Genomic DNA, 18,824 nt, shown 5'->3' on the forward strand with positions numbered 1-18,824 from the left:
GCACAAAGGTACTACTTTTTTACCGTTCAGCCAAAAAAGTTTATGCCTCCTTCATTCCCAAACCGTTATCAATGGCATACGCCATATTTTCAATGATATGCTTGTGTTTGGTTACAAACGGATTGGTAGTATCCCACACGTAACCTGCGAGTACCGAACATATCTTCTTCTTCACCTCTTCATTTCCTGGCTGATGAAAGAAAAGCGTTTGTAAATTGCCTGTATACCATTCTCTTACATAAGAAGTAAACACGTCTATACCGCGTTGCATATACTCGGCGTATTCCTTTTGCCAATCTACTTTTTCACCCGCAAGTTCGCGTTTTACCAATTTAGCCGCCAACATCCCCGATTCGGTAGCAAATGCCACTCCTGAGGAGAACACAGGATCTAAGAACTCGGTACTGTTGCCCGTGAGCACAAACCCTTCGCCAAAGAGTTTTTTCACCGAGCAGGAATAACTTTGTATCTTATTGGGTTTGAACAGAAAATCCGAATGTTCAAAGCGTGGTCGGTAGAAGTCAGAACGTTTAATTGCTTTGCGAAGTGCTTCTTCGGTATCTCCAGAAGCCGACAAAGCGTTGATATAGTGCGTAGGTCCTACAATGCCCACGCTGGTATTGCCGTTAGAGAACGGAATTACCCATAGCCATACTTCACGCTCCAATACATCAAATGAAATAAGCGTACCTTCTTCACCCGCAGGACGTACCTTATCCTCTTTGATATGAGTAAAAATAGACGAGTGGTCGTCTAACTTCGAAGGCGAATTGAGGTCTAACAAGCGAGGCAACACACGCCCATAACCACTGGCATCAATTACAAATTTAGAGGTAATTTCGCTCACCTCGCCATTAGCGTCTTTCACCGTAGTGACCTGATGGTCGGGGAAGAATTGCACATTGGTAACTTCGGTTTCAAAAGTGAGATTTACTCCTTTTCGAATGACCTCTTGTGCCAAAACATTATCAAAATCGGCACGAGGCACTTGCCACGTCCAATCCCAACCTTTGCCGTACTTCTTGCCAAAATCAAACTGACATACTTGTTCCCCACGAATAAAACGGGCACCCCATTTTACTTCGTACTTTTGGGCTTCCAAGGCTGGCATAAAACCCGCTTCCTCAAAATGATCCATCACACGCGGAATAAGGCTCTCACCTACTACCAAGCGCGGGAATTTAGTTTTCTCTACCACGCGCACCTTCACACCGTTGTTATGCAAATAGGCTGCTGATACACAACCCGAAGGACCTGCGCCAATTACCAATACATCTGTTACTTCTTTTTTCATAGATACTCTTTTTTAAAAGTATGGGGACAAATATACTACTTTTTTTGAAAAACTACGCTTCTTCGTCGTGAATAAAGCGTTTTTTAGCCAAAAGTTCTTCTTCTGTTTCTTGGTAGGCATCATCGGGCACACAGCAATCCACAGGACATACAGCAGCACATTGGGGTTCATCGTGAAAACCAATGCATTCAGTACACTTGTCCGCCACGATAAAGTAAATATCATCACTGATAGCTTTCTGGGGCTCGTCCGCGTCTACTTCCAATCCGCTCGGTAATACCACACGTCCCTTTAAGGTCGTACCATCGCTATAACGCCAATCGTCAGCACCTTCATAAATAGCATTGTTAGGACATTCGGGTTCGCAAGCCCCGCAATTGATACAATCGTCAGTTATTATTATAGCCACTTGAGTTTTATGTTTTTAGTTATGAATTATCAGTTAAAAAGGGTGCAAAGATAATACTTTTATTTCTATTATTCAACAACTACCCATAATCACCTTCTACAAACTCCACTTTTCCTACTATTTTGCAAGCCTTATCCTTTATCATTTCTTCGTCATTTGTTTGTCTTTCCTTCGTCTTTTCTCTATCTGCCCGTGTGGCTCGCACCGTCTTTTGTTCGTCTTTTGTTCGTCTTTTGTTCGTCTTTTGTTCGTCTTTTGTTCGTCTTTTGTTCGTCTTTTGTTCGTCTTTTGTTCGTCTTTTGTTCGTCTTTTGTTTATCTGCCTGTGCGGCTCGCACCGTCTTTTCTCTAACTGCCTGTCGTGCTACGACTGCCTGTGCGGCTCGCTCCTGTCCGTGTGGCTCACACCTGCTTGTGTGACTCACACCGTCATTAACTTGGTATTATTGGCATTCTTGGCATTATGGTATAAAAAAGACTGCCAGATATTCTCTAACAGTCCTTTTTACCTTTTACCTATTTACCTGAATCCGACCATTCCACCTTCCGCGACACATACATCACAATAGCCAAAATGGTAAATAAACCTATACTTCCCACTAATAAAGCATAACTTTCCAGCTGAATAATCACGTAAATAAAACCGTAGAGTGCTGCTAATGAAAGTCCTATAAAAGTAGGAAACTTCTTGTTTTTCAGTATAGAAACCGAATACAAACTGATAAGTCCTACCGTCATTACCGATGATATAAAGTAAGCAAACGAGAAACTACTGTGTTCTGTAATCGATATGAGCAAAGTATAGAACAACACCAATGCCAAGCCTATCATTGAGTATTGGAAGATGTGAATCTTTATCTTGCTAATGCTTTGTATCAAGAAGAATATCAAGAAAGTGAGGAATATCACCAAATAACCGTATTTAGTAGCGCGTTCATTCTGCTGATATTGGTCTACGGGAATGATAAAATCTACATCGTAAGTGTATTGCGAAATGTTCGGCAAACTCCCAAACGATTGTTGTGCAAACGGACGGTTGATGTGCAATACTTTCCACGAAGCGTTAAACCCATTGCCGTTTATCTGTTTGGTGTAAGGCAAAAAGCTACCTGTAAAGCTAGGGTTAGCCCAGTTAGAGGTAAGGGTACTCTCGGTAGTCTTCCCTATGGGCACAATAGCTATTTTCTTACTACCGTCGTACTGCACCGTAAAACTAAACGAAGGGTTAGCCAAAAACTCCTGATAGTTGATAAAGCCTGTTTCGAGCGATGCCACCTCATTAGCCTTACTATCATTCTCATAGTAATAATCCTCGTTGTCTTTTTGCTCATAGATAGGTTCAAAAGCGTAATCCTTGCCACCTAATTGAATGCTTACTCCATTCTTAATACTCGCGAGGTTAGTAGTGCGAATGAGAATCGTAGCCTTATCCCAACTGATATCTTCGTTAGGAATTCCTTTGGCTATAAAATTAGGAGCTACATAACTACCTGTAAAGTCCATAGACGCATTAAACACCACCGATTCGTAGTTGTTGCGCTTCTTCACCTCAGTCTTTACATTCGAAATATTTTTCAGTTCCTCGGGGAAGAAATAAGCGTACTGTGTCTCAAAAGCGTTTTTGTTCTTGTCGCTGTACACTTTGTAAGGAATTTTGAGGATAGGTCCATAGAAAAAGACCTCGCGCCCCCACTTGCTATCAATCTCATTGATAACCTCCTGCTGACGTTCTTTGCGCTCTCTCACTAAGTTTTGCACTAATAAGAGCGGAATGAGCAATACCAAAGTAAGTGCCCCAATAAGCACCAAACGAAAAGTGTTTGATTGCCATACATTAGATGTTGTTGATGGTTTTTCTGGATACATAATATTTGAATTTACAATTAATATTTAACAATAAGAAAAGTGCTTTGTATTTCAAAGTATATAACTAAAAAAGAAGACGCTTTTGCGTCACACACTTTGCCAAAGTTTTTTGCCCGTGCGGCTCGCTCCTTTGGCAAAGTTGATTACATTCTTTTGACATCTTCATTGACTAATCAACTAATTTCCTAATTTCCCAATAATCTTCTCGAGTGCATTCAAATGTTCTTGAAACGCCTCTTTTCCTTTTTTAGTTACCTTATAACTCGTATTCGTCTTCCTTCCCACAAACGATTTTTCAATAGTGATATACTCTTCAGCTTCCAAGGCACGGGTATGGCTTGCCAGATTGCCGTCGGTTACCCCTAAGAGTTCTTTCAGGGTATTAAAGTCGGCACTGTCATTCACCATCAACACCGACATTATGGCTAAGCGAATGCGGTGGTCAAAAGCCTTATTGATATGTGCTAAAAAAGTTTTCAATTTTCTTTATCCGTCCCGACTTATGTCACTGGTGGTCTTTCCCTTTATTGCGTTCATATTTAAAGTGCATTACGCCACCATAGAGAATATGGCACACACCAAAGCCCAATGTCCAGAACAAAAGTCCGTAACCAGGGAAATATACCGCTAACAAGCCTAACACAATCTCGGTAATTCCCAAATAATGTACATCTCCAAAGGTGTATTTACTCACGTTCACACACGCCAAACCGTAGAAAATAAGCGTCATTGGTGCAAGCAGTCCGTAGTACCCATTTTTAATGAGCAATACACTGAGTAGCCCACCCGTAAGTAGTGGAATAGCAAAGTTGTAAAGAGCCCTTTTGGCGGTAGCATTCACAAGACTTTCCCCACTGCGTTTCGCCTTACGCGCCGAAAACAAGTAAGCCGTCACCAATGAGGCTACAAGCACCGCTAATGCAATTGCCATAATAGCCTTAAAGGTACGACTTTCTATAAGCACATAAGGATAATAGATGTAATGATGTTCCAACAACATATATACCAATGCTGCACCTATCAGGGCATACACACCTGCCAATACCCCCGAAAGTCCGCTAAGCGAAAGAAAAAGGGTAGACTTACGCATCATCTGGCGTATCTCGTGTAGGTCGTTTAAGTATTTATTCTCTTCCATAATGAAGCACTTTGTGGCGCAAAGTAACGAATAATAATAATAACTACCAAATATTTTTATCACAAATCTTTAAAATATTTTAAATGAGTATTGTAAATGAGTGTATTATATATAAATAATCAGTGTTAAAGTCGCACAACTTTAACACTGATTATGAGAAATAAAAAATAATTTCTTATTCTAATATCCGAAGAGTTCTTCTAATGAGAGCTTCTTAAAGTCTCCTATTTTTTGGAGGTCATCTTTTGAGAGTTTCTTTTCTGAAGCTAAAATCACATAAGTATAAGGTTTTTTAGAGAGGTATTTGTCGTGGAAAGCTTTGATGTCTTTCATTGTAATACCATCTACATTTTGATATACTTGCTTGCGTATATCATCTTTAAGACCCAATTCTTGTGCGGCTAAATAGCTATAAATAATACCGTCTTGTGTAATGCGCTCGGTTTCTATTTCTTGCTTGATTTGTAGTTTAGCTAATTGGAGATTAGCAGGCAATTCAGGCATTGTATTGAGCAGTTCATTCATTGCTTCAACGGCTTCTTTAAACTTATCAGCTTGTGAACCTACATAGGCAAGCATATAGTATTTATCAGCTTTCTTTCTTGGGGAAGCGTAGAAACCATAAGTGCTATATGCCAAAGCTTTACTTTCGCGAATGGTTTGGAATACCAAAGAGCCCATACCCCCACCGAAGTAGTTATTGAACGTACTAATTACAGTGCTTTCAGCCGGATTGAAAGGAACGGTATTGCGTATCCAACGGGTTTCAGCTTGTACCATTTCATAATCGGCAAAGAGTACTTGGTTTTTAGTTTGCTCTACTTGTTTAAACTCTTTTTTAGGAGCTACCTTAGCAAACTTAGCAGGGACTTTATGCAAAGTTTTTAGTTTATTAGTAAGCTCTGAAAGGGTAGCAGGTCCATAATAAATAACTGTTTGCTCTACATTGTTTAGGTTTTTGAGTTTATCTACCAACTCTTTCCCTGTAATAGCCTCAATTTCGGCATCAGAGAAGGTGTAGTTATATTTGTTTTTAGCCCCATACATTGCATAATTTGTTAAAGCTTGCATAATAGCATTTCTATTAGCTTTGGCATCTATACGCGATTTAACTACACGCGCTTTCAAGGCTTTAAGCGCTTCTTCATCTACTTTAATATTGGCAATAAAGTCTTCGTAAAGTTTCACAGCTGCTTCAAAGTTTTCTTGTAAACCTTCTATATTTACAGTAGTGTACTCGTCACTGTTTGAAATTCTAAAGCTTGAAGCTATTTTATAGAATTCTTTGGTAAGCTGTTCAGCTGATTTTTTATCAGTACCCAAAAACTGACTATAATTAGCAGCCATTGCTAATTTCAAATCATTAAGAGTACCTACTTTATAACGGAAAGTAAGACGATACAATTCATTGTCTTTGTTTTGCACATAAAGTATTTCTGCTTTGCCTAATTTTCCTTTCTGCAAGTCTTTATTATAATCTAAGAAAACAGGCTTTACAGGAGTACTTGGCATCTCGTTCACCATTTTCACAAAAGCTGATTGTTTATCGGCATTAGTCTCAACGGGAGTAATAGCCGGTTTTTCAATCTTCTCTACATTAGGGCGAGTTCCTTTCTCTTTGTACACAGCTACGTAGTTATTGCCGAGGTATTTATTGGCAAAAGCTACGATATCAGCTTTGGTGAGTTTAGAAAGGTTGTTCACATACGCTACTTGGTCTTTCCAGTCTAAGTTATCAGTAAAAGCTGACATTAGCATATTAGCGCGGTTGCCATAAGACTCAGTCGCTTGAATGGTTTGCTTTTTCAAGTTGTTGATGATAGAAGGAATAAGGTCATCATCAAAGTTACCTTTTTTGAGGTTTTCTATTTCCCCCAACATAAGGTCTTTTACTTGTTCTAACGACTGCCCTTGTAGAGGTTTTCCTGAGAGGTATAATACACCATAGTCTATAAGCGTATAAGCAAAGGCACTTGCCCCAAGGAGTTTTTGTTTTTTTACAAGGTTCAAGTCAATAAGACCTGCTTTACCATTAGTAAGAATTTCCCCTACTAAATCGGCTAAGAGAGCATCTTTATCTTGGTTACCAGGCAAGCGGAATGCCATCGAAACGCTTTCGGCATCGGGTCCTACTACCTTCTTAATGATAGGTGCTGTAATAGGAGCTTCTTTCTCAAAAGTATATTGAGGCACTGCTTTGGGTTGCATATAGCTAAATGCCTTATCAATTTGAGCGATAACAGTATCAGGGTTAAAATCTCCTGCCAATATTACTGCCATATTGTTGGGCACATAATAAGTATGGAAGTATTTGCGAATTTCTTTCAGTGAAGGATTTTTCAAATGCTCTACTGTACCGATAGTAGTTTGCAAGCCATAATTGTGCTTTTTGAATAGCTGAGAGAAGAGAGTTTCAAACACCTCGCTATTATCGCTATCCAAAGAGCGGTTTTTCTCTTCGTATACAGCTTCCAATTCAGTATGGAAGATACGCAGTACAGGGTTGCGGAAGCGTTCAGCTTGTACAGTAATGTACTTGTTGATAGCATTAGCAGGCACATCGTCAGTATACACTGTTTTTTCAAACGAAGTAAAAGCATTGGTACCTTGTGCACCCATAGCAGTCATCATCTTATCGTACTCATTGGCGATAGCATACTTACTAGCTACTCCTGAAACCGAATCTATCAGTTTATAGATAGCTTTGCGTTTAGCAGGGTCTTTGGTGTGATTGTACTCTTCGTAGAGGGCGTCGATTTTGTCGAGTTCTACTTTTTCCTTAGCCCAATCAAGTGAACCGTATTTATCAGTTCCCTTAAAAAGCAAATGCTCTAAATAATGTGCAAGCCCTGTATTAGTAGCAGGGTCGGTTTTACTACCTGCTTTCACAGCTACATAGCACTGAATGCGAGGTTCTTTATTCGTAGGACTCAAAATAACTGTAAGTCCGTTTTTCAAGGTATAAAACCTTGCATTGGTGGGGTCGTGTGTTACATATTTATAAGTGTAACCGCCTCCTTGAGCTTCTTTCCACTCATAGTTTTGAGCGGAAGCACCGAATGTTATAGCTACTGTAAAGAGCCATAAGAATAGATTCCTTTTTAACATATTTGGCGAATTAATATTTAAACAGTGCAAAAGTAGTAATTTAATGCTCAACTCCAAAATACTTCTCGATATTTTTTATCTTTCTTATGCAAATGGTGCTAATACCACTTCCAAACCATCTATTTCAGGTGTAATCGGAATTTGGCAACCTAATCTACTATTAGGTTTCACGTAAAAAGCCTCCGAAAGCATTGCTTCTTCTTCTGCTGACATCTCAGGAAGCAACACCTCTTCTGCATTCTGAATATAACACTGGCAAGAGGCGCACATTGCCATACCTCCACAGATGCCTATCTCGCCATCTTGGGCAATTTCATAAGCACGCATTACCTCCATAAGGTTCATATTCATATCAGTAGGGGCTTCTATTTCGTATAGAAGCCCCTCGCGATCGGTTATTTTAAGATGTATCTCGTTCATTTATTTTGCGGGGAAGTACTCTATTCTACGAACGCGAGCACAAACGGGCTTGTCGTTCTCAAACATTATAATCTGTGTCCAGTTACCCATTTTATCAAATGTATAACGGTATTTATAATTGAAATCAGGAGTAGTATAAGCAGTAAGCAAGTTGTGCTCATCATACACTTTGGTCGAGGCTACCCCTTTCCGTGTTTTAATAATCTGCGTCTCTCCAAATTTGTTAAACATATAATTCGTCTCTACGTAAAAGTTAGGGTCATCATTAGCCGTACAAATGGTCTGTATGAGTTGCCCTGCTTTATTGTATTTGTGCTGGCACACGGTCTCTTGTCCTGCTTGGTTAATATACGTCGCTTTGGTTAAATTCTTATCCTTGTCGTATTGGTTCTCTGTTTTTAAAAACACATTCTTGTTGAGCACTTTTTCCTCTGTCTCGCTCACCTTGTTCATATTGTTGTATTTATACGACTTCTCTTTGGTGTACTCCGGACGTATTTTCTGTTCCAATACAAGGTTCTTCTGCTCATATCGCTGAATATCTTTCTCCAATGTCGATACACTAGCTACCTTATTCTTCTCAATGCAGTTACCTAAATCGTCGTATTTATACGTGATAGTGATAAGCCACTCATTGGTCAACCCATCATTCTCATCAATCTTTACCAACTGATTCTTCTCATTGTAAAAATACTGTCGGTTCACCGTCAGTTCTCCGTCTCCCAAGGTAAACACCGACTGACTTTTATTGATTTTTCCCTTCTTGTCATAAAAGAAGCGCATTCCTCCAAAAGGTCGATTTTCAGCATTATAGGTTTTAATTTCAAGATTGCGCCCTCCGTTGTCGAACAGATAAGATATATTAGTTTTAGAATACTTCTTTTCGTCTTTTTCCACCTTCCATTCTTCGGAATAAGGAAAAACGTTATAAGTGTTCCCATCAAAGGTTTTAGTACCTTTCGGACTCGCTTCCAGAAGAAATGAATAATCCTCTACTTTCTTTACTTTCCCTTTCAGTTGTAGGGATTTACTACCCAAAGTATCTATTTGGGCGTGTAGCGAAACACTACCTGCCAATAAGACACTTGCTAATAGTACGTTTATGTTCTTCATTTTATATTTAGTTATTAGTATTTTAGAAGCAATTATTCCGAATAGTATTCTTGAACGATTTCCTTTACGATATCCATATCCACTGTATCATATTCACTTTTGTCATAAATAACAGCAAAAAGAATATTTCTTGTTTCATCTTCCTCATTTACATTCACGAGAACTTCGTGGGTGATAACACGCCCTCCTCCTCTTTTCCCCTTATTTTTAGAAGCTATTTCAAGACGTATCTTCTTATATCCTTCTCCTAAATCTGTTCCTAAAAAAGGATTTATCTCTATCTCTGCTTTAAGATTTTCTATATCTTTCTTCAGACTCTTATACTTTTTGCTCAACCTTTTAAGTTCTCTATCAAAAGTAGCAACTGATAAAAATTTACAATTCATTGAGGACTTCATCTAAATCACGCGCTTTCATTTTTCCCTCTCTTACCGCTTTCACTTCTTTCATTCCTTGCAAAAGCATCTTCTTGAATTTTTGTTCTTTAGGTGTGAGCGAACGTTTAGTTTTAGGCAACGCATCATCATCATTTGTTTCTGTATACTGTACAAAACTAAGTTTTTTAGCATATTCCACAAAAGCCAATGCTGAAGCACTCGTCTCATTAATAGTTAGTGTTATGGGCATATCCTTTTATTTAATCATTAGTTTTTTTATTTCTTTTACCTTTTACCTCTTATCTCTTACCTCAATCTAAATCGCTTTCACCACTGCCTTTTCAGCCTCTTTGCGAGACCCATCAAAACCGTCTATACCCACTACCGTAGTGTATTTTAACACGTATTTTTTATTAGGGTAAATGCGGTTGTACACACTTTGGCACATTAAGGTCGCTTCGTGAAAGCCACAAAGTATTAGTTTCAGTTTCCCTGGGTAAGTATTTACGTCGCCTATGGCGTATACTCCCTCTATACAAGTTTGATAGTCTAAGGCATTGTTCACCTTCACAGCATTTCTTTCAATCTCCACGCCCCACGTAGCAATAGGTCCTAATTTAGGAGTAAGTCCAAACAAAGGTATAAAAGCATCAGCTACAAGAGTTTCTCTTTCGCCCCCTTCCTGCTCCAATACTACCGACTCCAAATGCTTTTCTCCACCTAGTCCCACTACCTCATAAGGCGTTTTTAAGTTGATTTTCCCCGCCTCTTTGAGGGCTCTCACTTTCTCAACCGAATCCAATGCCCCGCGAAATTCATTACGTCGGTGCACTAAGGTAACCGAAGCCGTTGCTACTTTCTCGGCTAAGTAAATACTCCAATCGAGTGCAGAGTCGCCTCCTCCGGCTATCACCACGTGTTTGCCTGCGTAACTCTCGGGGTGTTTCACAAAGTAAGCCACTCCCCTATCTTCGTATTGTTCAAGGTTCGGCAGTTCAGGTTTGCGAGGTTCAAAAGTTCCTAATCCTCCTGCAATAGCTACAGCTTTCCCTTTTATTTGGGTGCCTTTATCAGTAGTAACCACAAAAGTATCATCATCATTTTTAGTAAGAGTCATCGCTGTTTCACCAAGCGTAAATTCAGGCTGAAACTGCTTGATTTGCTCCATTAAATTATCTACTAATTCCGAAGCCCCTACACTCGGGTATCCTGGTATATCAAAAATAGGCTTCTTGGGGTACAACTCAGTAAGCTGACCGCCCACCTGAGGCAACGTGTCTATCAAATGACATTTTAACCTAAGCAATCCTGCCTCAAACACAGCAAACAATCCCGTAGGTCCCGCCCCTATAATAATGATATCCGTTTCTTTCATTCATTGTTATTTTGGGTGCAAAATTACTAAAAAAAACTGAAAAGCAAAAAGCAAAACAGCAAAATAAGTATATTTCCCGTATTTCTATTCACCCAAATACCTATTGATTACCAGCATCTTCTTAATACACGTTTTGCATACTATCCCATAAGGTTCATCTTTTGTCTCTCTGTCCGTATATTGTTTGTCTTTTCATTATATGCCTGTCGTGCTACGACTGCCCGTGTGGCTCGCACCTACCTGTGTGCTCACACTGTCTTACCTTTGTTTTTGCATCGCCACACTCCCTTTTCTCAGTATGGACTTTGCCAAAATTTCAGACTTTCCCAAAGCTGAAAACTCCCAATAGTCTCTTTCTTACCTCCATTATATCCTTAATTTAAATTTGTTATTTGTTCGTTCATTGTTCGTCTTTTATTCGTTCATTGTTCGTCTTTTGTTCGTTCATTGTTCGTCTTTTGTTCGTCTTTTCTTCGTTGTAGACCCACTGTAGACCCACTGTAGACCCACTCATCGTTCGTTTATCCTATAAGCTTCTTATAAGCTTTATATAATCCTCTGCCAATTTCTCCATTAATCATTAACCACTAACCATTAATCATTAACCATTAACCTTGCTTCCAAAGTGAATAACAAAGATTTTTAAACTTCTATCTTTTTGGTCAATGAATATTATTTTATTACTTTTGCACCCGTTAAGTTCAATATTGAAACAGAAACCGTTCTTTATGAAACGTACATTTTTAGATTACTTTTTTATCACCCTCAAAGGGCTCGCTATGGGTGCTGCCGATGTAGTACCAGGAGTTTCAGGGGGAACTATTGCCTTCATTTCGGGTATTTATGAGGAGTTAGTCGATTCTATCAGCAAAGTAAACTTACAAGCCTTCAAACTCCTTTTTACAAAAGGTATAGTTGCTTTCTGGAAACACATCAATGGGAACTTTTTTGTAGCTCTCTTTGCAGGGATAGGTATCAGTATCCTTTCGCTTGCCAAAGGTATGAAATGGCTGTTAGAAAATCACCCCATAATGGTATGGTCTTTCTTCTTCGGACTAATGATTGCAAGTGTCTTTTTCCTAACAAAAGAAATAAAACGTTGGAATCTCGCCGCTGTCTTAACTATGATAGTTGGAGGGATTGTTGCTTATATTATCACCGTCGTTCCTCCTTTGGTAAATGGCAGTAACCAAAGTATTATCTTTATCTTTTTCTGTGGTGCCTTAGCCATTTGCGCTATGATACTCCCAGGTATATCAGGAGCTTTTGTATTGGTGCTTCTGGGGGCTTATCACACTGTTTTAGATGCGCTTAGTTCTTGGAATCTTAAAGTGATTGGCGTTTTTGCTATTGGGGCTATCACAGGTATTCTTAGCTTTTCAAAAGCCTTAAAATGGTTATTTGCTAAATTCCGAAACCTTACCTTTGCAGGACTCACAGGCTTTATTATTGGGTCACTAAACAAAGTATGGCCTTGGAAAGAAACTCTCGAAACAGACCCTACTAATGGCAGTGTGATATGGGAAAAAAGCATATCGCCTTGTGCTTTCAAAACAATCACCAATACCAATCCGCAAATCCTAACCGCTATCTTATTGGCTATTATAGGTTTCTGTGTGATTTACTCTATTGAAAAGTTAGGCGCAAAACGCACTCAAAATTAATATGAAACCATTAGAACGAGGACATAAAAAACTACTCAATGCGTGGGCTTTTTACGATTGGGCTAACTCTGTCTATTCTCTCACCATTGTCTCTACTATCTTCCCTATTTTCTACGGATTGTTATTTCGCATTGCAAAGCTCACCCATATTGAGCTCTTTGGAATGGTGATTAAAAGCACTTCTGTGATTGCTTTTGTAACCGCTTTAGCTTTTGCAGTAGTGGTAGTACTCTCCCCTATCCTCAGTGGTATCGCCGATTACTTAGGGAATAAAAAGAGCTTTATGCGCTTTTTCTGCTATTTAGGAGCTATCTCTTGTGTAGGGTTATATTGGTTTTCCTTAGAACATATTTACTTCGGACTCTTGTGCTATTTTTGTGGCGTAGTAGGCTTTTGGGGGAGTATCGTATTCTATAATTCTTATTTACCCGATATCGCTCTCCCTGAACAGTACGACGCTGTAAGTGCCAAAGGCTACAGCTTAGGGTATACAGGTAGTGTATTACTGCTTATTTTTAACCTCATAATGGTAATGAAACCACAATGGGTAGGCTTTGCTACTGCTGATGCTGAAACTACTCTCACCACTATGCGCATCTCGTTTATTACAGTAGGAATATGGTGGATAGGGTTTAGTAGTATCCCCTTCTATTATCTTCCCTCTTATAAAAAAGGCAGAGGGGAGTTCAGCAAAAGCATTCTTTTCAACGGTTTTAAAGAACTGCGCAAGGTATGGCAATCTCTCTCAGCTTCTCCTCGTTTGAAGTGGTATCTTATTGCTTTCTTTGTGTACAGTATGGGTGTACAAACCGTTATGCTGATAGCCACTTATTTTGGAGAGCAAGAAATACAATGGGCAAACTCCGAAGAAAGCACTATGGGGCTCATTATAAGTGTACTCATTATTCAATTAGTAGCTATTTTAGGAGCACACCTTACGGTTTTAACAGTGCGCAAATGGGGTAATATTGCAGTGCTCATTGGGCTTAATGTTATATGGGTAGGCATCTGTTTGCTTTCATATTGCGTATATAAACCTACTGAGTTTTATGCAATAGCTATTTTAGTAGGGCTTGTAATGGGGGGCATACAAACGCTATCACGTTCCACCTATTCTGCTTACTTACCCGAAACTAAAGATACTACTTCCTTTTTCAGTTTTTACGATGTAACTGAGAAATTGGGTATTGTAATAGGAATGGGTGTTTATGGTATGATAGACCAATTTACCAATAATATGCGCAATGCTACTATTTCACTAATAGTTTTCTTTGTTTTAGGAATGTTACTGCTTTTTAAAGTGCGAAAAGTAAGTCGTGTAGCTAATGAATAATTATGAAGATATTTTCTGAATTTAGGTTTTTCCTTGAGAAATACGGCTTTGCAGTATCATCGCGTTTAGCCGAGAAGTTGGGAATGCGTGCCAAAGACGTTCGTATTGTTTTTATTTACGGCACCTTTGCCACCTTAGGAGCTTGGTTTGGTGTATATTTGCTTTTAGCATCACTTTTGAAAATTAAAGATTTGTTCTTTGCTAAACGCACCTCTGTATTTGATTTGTAATTATTTTTTTCTTTAAATTTGCACCTTTCAAAAATACTTCGTATATTTGTGCGTTTATTAGAGTGTAACTACTAATAACTTTAATCGTAAGTAAAACTAAAATTTATTATATTATGGCAAAAACAGGAAACATTTTATTAGGATTGGCAACAGGTGTTGCTATTGGAGTGGGCTTAGGTATTCTCTTTGCTCCTGATAAGGGTAAAGTCACCCGCGAAAAGATTAAAGATAGCGTAAGTGACAAGGCTGAAAAGCTAAAAGAACAACTTGACCGTTTAACTGAGAATGTAAAAGAAAAATCAGCGGAACTAAAAGGTTCTTTGGAAGAAAAAGTAGACACCCTGCTTTCCAAATCAAGCTATAAAGCCGAAGACGTGATTACTTTCTTAGAAAAGAAATTAGCCGCCTTAAAAGCAGCTAACGCTAAATTGCAGAAATAAGCACATATGTCTATCCACTCTATCAAAGAAACTTTTGAGGAAGTTCCTACAAAAGCAAGTACCGCTCTCAATTCGCAGATAGCTTACTATAAATTATTCCTTTTTAGGTTTATAGGTAAATCGTCTTACGGACTTATAACCTTTTTTATAGTAGCCTTTACGAGTTTGTTGGTATTGTTCTTTTTGTCTTTCGCCGGAGCGTATGCTATTGGTGAAGCACTTGGTAGCAATGCCTTAGGTTTTGTTATTGTAGGAGCTTTCTATGTGTTGATTGCGGTAATAATATTGGCTTTCCGCAAAAAACTTATTGAGAAGCCTCTATTAGAAAAACTCTCTGAAATCTATTTTAAAGCTGAACCCGATGACGAAGAATAAAATCTATAGCTCTTTCGAAGAAATTGATAACGACCTTAAAATACTGCGCTTAGAAAAGGAAATAGACCGACTATCTCTTACCAATCAAGTATCGGCAGTGGCAGAGAGTTTAACTCCTAAAAATTTACTTGCTCATACGTGGCTTTCTTTTTTGTTTAACGAAAGAAGATGGCTAAACTTAGCTATTGAATACGCTATGTTTTTCCTTTTCAGAAGAAAACGCAAATAACCCACTTATAACTTACAATGAGACATAGCCTTGTAAAGAACCTCGATTGGACTTCAGTAATACTATACTTACTATTGGTAATGTGTGGTTGGATAGCTATCTTTTCCACTACTTACAGCGATTTAAACGTTACTTCTATCTTCGACCTCAATCAGTTTTACGGAAAGCAGTTGCTTTTTATTGGGCTTAGTTTCTTACTTATTATCTTTATCTTAGCCATAGATAGCAGGTTTTATATCAACTTTTCAGTAATATTCTACATCATTTCGATTATACTATTAGCCGGACTGTTTATTTTTGGTAAAGAGACAAATGGAGCTAAAGCTTGGTATGCCTTTGGCTCAGTTACGGTACAACCCAGTGAGTTTGCTAAAGTAGCTACGGCTCTTGCCTTTTCGCGTTATGTGAGCGATATCCACACCGATATTCGCCGTACTCCTGACCTCTTACGGGCTATTGCAATTATTTGTATTCCTGCCGTACTCATCTTATTACAACCCGACGTAGGGAGCTTATTAGTGTTCTTTTCATTAGCTTTTGTACTTTTCCGCGAAGGTATGCCCTCTGCCCTACTCTTCTATCTATTTCTTTCAGGAGTAGTATTTGTTTCCTCACTAAAGTTTGGAACGACTTTCACTCTGTTTGCTTGTGCAGCTTGTATTGGATTTTACGGCTTTTGGCATAAGAGAAAAACAAAACGCATTCCGTTTAAAAATATATTTATTTTATCGGTTATATGCTTGCTTACGGCGTTTGTTACGCACCCAGTATACGATAACGTACTCAAACAACACCACCGCAATCGTTTGAACTTATGGCTACGTCTTGAAACTGACCCTCAGAAGATAGCTGCAATGAAACGCGATTTTGCCTATAATACTAATATGGCTGAATCGGCGATAACCTCAGGAGGTACTTTTGGGAAAGGTTTCTTGGAAGGTACTCGTACCAAAGGTAGCTTTATCCCTGAACAACATACCGACTATATCTTCACAACCGTAGGTGAAGAATGGGGCTTTATGGGTACTGCCTTAGTGGTCATACTCTTCTCTTTTTTACTATTGCGACTTATAGTACTTGCCGAGCGACAGAAATCTAAGTTTAACAGGGTGTATGGGTATTGTGTGGTATCAATACTGTTTGTGCATTTCTGTATCAATATCGGTATGGTGATTAGTTTAATTCCTACCATTGGGATTCCGTTGCCTTTCTTCAGCTACGGAGGTTCTGGGCTTTGGGCGTTTACTATTCTGCTTTTTATCTTTTTACGATTAGATGCTAACAGACTGAACGATTGGATTCGATAATAATGACGAATGACAAATTACGAATGACAACAAATTCATATAAAGAAAAACTCTCAGAGGCAACACAGCAATACCTAAAACTTACTAAACAATACAACCAAATTAGCTTCCTCCGATTAGCTGAAATGCTACTTATCATTTGGTCAGTATACAAACTTATAAAAGCTCCATCAGTAGTAATGGGGCTATTTTGTATGCTTACTATTGTGGTTTTCCTTCTTTTGATAGTAAAACACAAGAAAATAAGTGCGTTGCGCAGTATCGCTCAAACTAAAATACGCCTCAATGAGCAGGAAATTGCATTTTTAGAACAGCATACTTTCTTCACCGATAACGGCAAAGATTTTCAAGAAGAAAACCACCCTTATGCTTACGATTTGGATATTTTAGGTGAACATTCACTCTATCATTATCTTAACCGTACGCATACTTTCTTAGGCAAAAAACTTTTAGCCAAGCGACTTCTCTCTCCTTCTTCTGAGGACATTATCAACACACAAGAACAGATAAAAGCACTTACTCCCGACCTAAGCTGGCGACAAACCTTTACTGCTTATGCTCAACAAATAGATGACAGCAAAGATTTTTACACTAAACTACGCACTTGGGCAAGCAGTACTGCGAAACTATTGAGCAAAACAATGCAATATACTCTCATTGTTCTACCTATATTCCTCATCATAAGTCTTTTGATAGGATATGGAAACGACAACGAACTACTAAAAAGCGTCGGAAAGCTCTTAATCACTGTAAACTTGCTACTGTTTTTCTCTTTTATTGGTAAAATGACGAAAGAAAAACTCGGTTTTGAGCGTACTTATACGATGTTATATGCTTTTAAGGAGTGTATTGCGCAAGTAGAAGCGCGTTTCCCTGAGAAAAACAAACAAGCAAGCGCTAAAATAGCTCAACTTTCCCGATTGTTAGACGATTTGGACAACGTGAGTAATATATTAGTCTCTATACCCCTAAACCTTTTCTCTTTTTATCACGTACATCGTTATCAGCAACTTTTGCAATGGAAGGCGCAATATGCAAGCTGTATTGAAGAATGGTTAGAGTCGGTGGGGGAAACGGAAGTGTTGTGCAGTTTTGCTAATTTTAGTTATAACAACCCTGAATTTGTTTATCCTACCCTCAATAATGATTATGAAATAGCTTTTGAAGCCGTAGGACACCCGCTTATCCCTTCTGAACATCGGATTACCAATGATATTACGTTGGACAAGCACGCTTTTGTATTGCTTACAGGCTCTAATATGTCGGGTAAGAGTACTTTCTTGCGCACTTTGGGAGTTAATATGTTGCTTACCCTTGTTGGGTTACCTGTTTGTGCCCGCAAAGCCAATATACACCCTTTGCGTTTGCTTGTCTCTATGCGTCTTGCTGATTCGCTTAACGACGGCAAATCGTATTTCTTTGCTGAAATCAATCGTATACAGCAGATAATGGAGACCTTAGAGGACGAACGTTGCTTTGTGCTCTTGGACGAAGTACTACGGGGTACTAATTCAGAAGACAAACAGTACGGCACTATCAAGATTATCGAACGATTGCTTTCCTTACAAGCTTTGGGCGTGCTGGCTACTCACGATATAGAAGTGTGTAAACTTACTGAACAATATCCTCATCAACTTCAAAATAAATGCTTTGAGTCTGACATCACCAATGGAGAACTCACTTTCGACTATAAGTTAAGAGAGGGTGTTTGCCAAAACAAAAATGCTACTTTCTTGATGAAGAAATTGGGAATCATTAGGTAATACCGAATTAATGCCAATAATACCAAAAATGCCAGAAATACCAAATAAAGATTAGCAAATTAGCAGATTTGAGAATTAGCAAATAGGAAGTGTTGTTAATGGTGAATGGTGAAATTGGGAGAGGATTATAGGAAGCTTATAGGATAAACGAACAAAGAGTGGGTCTACAGTGGCTCTACAGTGGGTCTACAGTGGGTCTACAACGAACAAAAGACGAACAAAAGACGAACAAAAGACGAACAAAAGACGAAGGAAGAACGAACAATGAACGAAGGAAGAGTGTAGGTAAGTTAGTACTAAGTAGAAGAATACTTGAACGTGTAAGGCAAGTTTCTTCTATTTTTTATGCCTTTAAACTAACATTTTAGGCTTTAAATATTGTTA

The 18,824-nt window shown here is 38.7% G+C and carries 21 protein-coding genes; 9 read left to right on the forward strand and 12 right to left on the reverse strand.

Going from position 1 to position 18,824, the window contains the following annotated elements:
• Positions 1–40 precede the first annotated feature (40 nt).
• The 12 genes from AM608_RS04250 to AM608_RS04305 all read right to left on the reverse strand — a co-directional run bounded on the left by AM608_RS04250 (position 41) and on the right by AM608_RS04305 (position 11,099).
• Complete coding sequence (locus AM608_RS04250) at positions 41–1,294, reverse strand: NAD(P)/FAD-dependent oxidoreductase (protein WP_048746160.1); 1,254 nt, start codon at positions 1,292–1,294, stop codon at positions 41–43.
• A 52-nt stretch (positions 1,295–1,346) separates the two neighbouring features.
• Complete coding sequence (locus tag AM608_RS04255) at positions 1,347–1,703, reverse strand: 4Fe-4S binding protein (RefSeq protein WP_002672952.1); 357 nt, start codon at positions 1,701–1,703, stop codon at positions 1,347–1,349.
• A gap of 79 nt (positions 1,704–1,782) precedes the next feature.
• The gene (locus tag AM608_RS12055; RefSeq protein ID WP_053580876.1) at positions 1,783–2,127 is read right to left on the reverse strand and encodes a hypothetical protein; all 345 of its coding nucleotides are present in this window, start codon (positions 2,125–2,127) and stop codon (positions 1,783–1,785) included.
• 91 nt (positions 2,128–2,218) lie between these two features.
• Entirely contained in the window at positions 2,219–3,568 is a 1,350-nt protein-coding gene (gene creD, locus AM608_RS04265; protein ID WP_053580877.1) for a cell envelope integrity protein CreD, read from the reverse strand.
• A 177-nt stretch (positions 3,569–3,745) separates the two neighbouring features.
• Positions 3,746–4,048: a transcriptional regulator gene (locus tag AM608_RS04270; protein ID WP_009420465.1), complete on the reverse strand. Its 303-nt coding sequence runs from the start codon at positions 4,046–4,048 to the stop codon at positions 3,746–3,748.
• Between the two features lie 25 nt (positions 4,049–4,073).
• Entirely contained in the window at positions 4,074–4,706 is a 633-nt protein-coding gene (locus AM608_RS04275) for a DUF308 domain-containing protein (protein WP_053580878.1), read from the reverse strand.
• A 180-nt stretch (positions 4,707–4,886) separates the two neighbouring features.
• Positions 4,887–7,814: a pitrilysin family protein gene (locus tag AM608_RS04280; RefSeq protein WP_053580879.1), complete on the reverse strand. Its 2,928-nt coding sequence runs from the start codon at positions 7,812–7,814 to the stop codon at positions 4,887–4,889.
• Positions 7,815–7,898: 84 nt separating this feature from the next.
• Positions 7,899–8,234, reverse strand: coding sequence for a 2Fe-2S iron-sulfur cluster-binding protein (locus AM608_RS04285; RefSeq protein ID WP_002672959.1), 336 nt, complete (start codon positions 8,232–8,234; stop codon positions 7,899–7,901).
• A complete protein-coding gene (locus tag AM608_RS04290; RefSeq protein WP_053580880.1) occupies positions 8,235–9,347 on the reverse strand; it encodes an RHS repeat protein in 1,113 nt (370 codons plus the stop codon). It lies immediately after the preceding gene.
• 32 nt (positions 9,348–9,379) lie between these two features.
• Complete coding sequence (locus AM608_RS04295; protein WP_002672961.1) at positions 9,380–9,733, reverse strand: hypothetical protein; 354 nt, start codon at positions 9,731–9,733, stop codon at positions 9,380–9,382.
• Positions 9,723–9,974 carry a hypothetical protein gene (locus AM608_RS04300; protein WP_002672963.1) on the reverse strand — a complete coding sequence of 84 codons (252 nt, stop codon included), beginning with the start codon at positions 9,972–9,974 and terminating at the stop codon, positions 9,723–9,725. The genes AM608_RS04295 and AM608_RS04300 overlap by 11 nt, the downstream gene beginning before the upstream one ends.
• Positions 9,975–10,040: 66 nt before the next feature.
• Complete coding sequence (locus AM608_RS04305; protein ID WP_009418138.1) at positions 10,041–11,099, reverse strand: NAD(P)/FAD-dependent oxidoreductase; 1,059 nt, start codon at positions 11,097–11,099, stop codon at positions 10,041–10,043.
• Positions 11,100–11,827: 728 nt separating this feature from the next.
• On the opposite strand from AM608_RS04305, the gene AM608_RS04310 reads away from it, so the two are divergent.
• The 9 genes from AM608_RS04310 to AM608_RS12060 all read left to right on the forward strand — a co-directional run bounded on the left by AM608_RS04310 (position 11,828) and on the right by AM608_RS12060 (position 18,808).
• Positions 11,828–12,763 (forward strand): DUF368 domain-containing protein, encoded by a 936-nt coding sequence (locus tag AM608_RS04310; protein WP_034567963.1) that lies wholly within the window; start codon positions 11,828–11,830, stop codon positions 12,761–12,763.
• Between the two features lies 1 nt (position 12,764).
• Entirely contained in the window at positions 12,765–14,096 is a 1,332-nt protein-coding gene (locus AM608_RS04315; protein WP_012796931.1) for an MFS transporter, read from the forward strand.
• A 2-nt stretch (positions 14,097–14,098) separates the two neighbouring features.
• Positions 14,099–14,326: a hypothetical protein gene (locus AM608_RS04320; protein ID WP_002672970.1), complete on the forward strand. Its 228-nt coding sequence runs from the start codon at positions 14,099–14,101 to the stop codon at positions 14,324–14,326.
• A gap of 113 nt (positions 14,327–14,439) precedes the next feature.
• Positions 14,440–14,766, forward strand: coding sequence for a YtxH domain-containing protein (locus AM608_RS04325; RefSeq protein WP_009418037.1), 327 nt, complete (start codon positions 14,440–14,442; stop codon positions 14,764–14,766).
• A gap of 6 nt (positions 14,767–14,772) precedes the next feature.
• The gene (locus tag AM608_RS04330) at positions 14,773–15,141 is read left to right on the forward strand and encodes a phage holin family protein (protein ID WP_009418021.1); all 369 of its coding nucleotides are present in this window, start codon (positions 14,773–14,775) and stop codon (positions 15,139–15,141) included.
• A complete protein-coding gene (locus AM608_RS04335; protein ID WP_002672980.1) occupies positions 15,128–15,370 on the forward strand; it encodes a DUF6327 family protein in 243 nt (80 codons plus the stop codon). The genes AM608_RS04330 and AM608_RS04335 overlap by 14 nt, the downstream gene beginning before the upstream one ends.
• 17 nt (positions 15,371–15,387) lie before the next feature.
• Complete coding sequence (rodA, locus tag AM608_RS04340) at positions 15,388–16,677, forward strand: rod shape-determining protein RodA (RefSeq protein WP_053580881.1); 1,290 nt, start codon at positions 15,388–15,390, stop codon at positions 16,675–16,677.
• A 2-nt stretch (positions 16,678–16,679) separates the two neighbouring features.
• Positions 16,680–18,440, forward strand: a complete 1,761-nt coding sequence (locus AM608_RS04345) for a DNA mismatch repair protein (protein ID WP_053580882.1) — start codon at positions 16,680–16,682, stop codon at positions 18,438–18,440.
• A gap of 158 nt (positions 18,441–18,598) precedes the next feature.
• Complete coding sequence (locus AM608_RS12060; RefSeq protein ID WP_157466251.1) at positions 18,599–18,808, forward strand: dihydrolipoyllysine-residue succinyltransferase; 210 nt, start codon at positions 18,599–18,601, stop codon at positions 18,806–18,808.
• The last annotated feature ends 16 nt before the right edge of the window (positions 18,809–18,824 follow it).

The organism is Capnocytophaga sp. oral taxon 323 (assembly GCF_001278825.1).
Taxonomy (GTDB): Bacteria; Bacteroidota; Bacteroidia; order Flavobacteriales; family Flavobacteriaceae; genus Capnocytophaga; species Capnocytophaga ochracea.